Consider the following 426-nt stretch of genomic DNA (forward strand, 5'->3'; position numbering starts at 1 on the left):
GCGGAGCACCGCGCTGCCCGGCTGGACCGGACTCGACCTGGGCCGCGAGCTCGCCGACTGCGCGCCGGGGCCGGTGTTGGTCGGCAACGACATCCAGCTTGCGACGCTCGCCGAATGCGCCGGGGGAGTGGCCGTCGGAGTACGGGACGCCATCTACCTGTACGTCGGCAACCGCCCCGGCATCGGCCTGTGGCTGCACGGCCGGCTGCACCGGGGCCACGGCGGTGCGGCCGGTGAACTGCTGCCCCCGGACGGCTGGTCGGCGGCCTACCGGCGGCTGCTCGACTGGGCCGCCGGACACCAGGGCGCGGAGCTGCCCACCCGGAACAGCGCCGCCCGCGCCGTGGTCGAGGCCGCGGCCGCCGGGGACGGCGGCGCACGGTACGCCCTGCGCGCCTTCGCCGAGTCGCTCGCCGAATGCCTGGC

The 426-nt window shown here is 77.2% G+C and carries 1 protein-coding gene; it reads left to right on the forward strand.

Going from position 1 to position 426, the window contains the following annotated elements:
* A partial coding sequence (locus AC1DYK_RS35910) for an ROK family protein (protein WP_478170605.1) occupies positions 1-426 on the forward strand: 426 nt, incomplete at both ends.

The sequence above is a fragment of the Variovorax sp. P2_H12 genome (assembly GCF_056403395.1).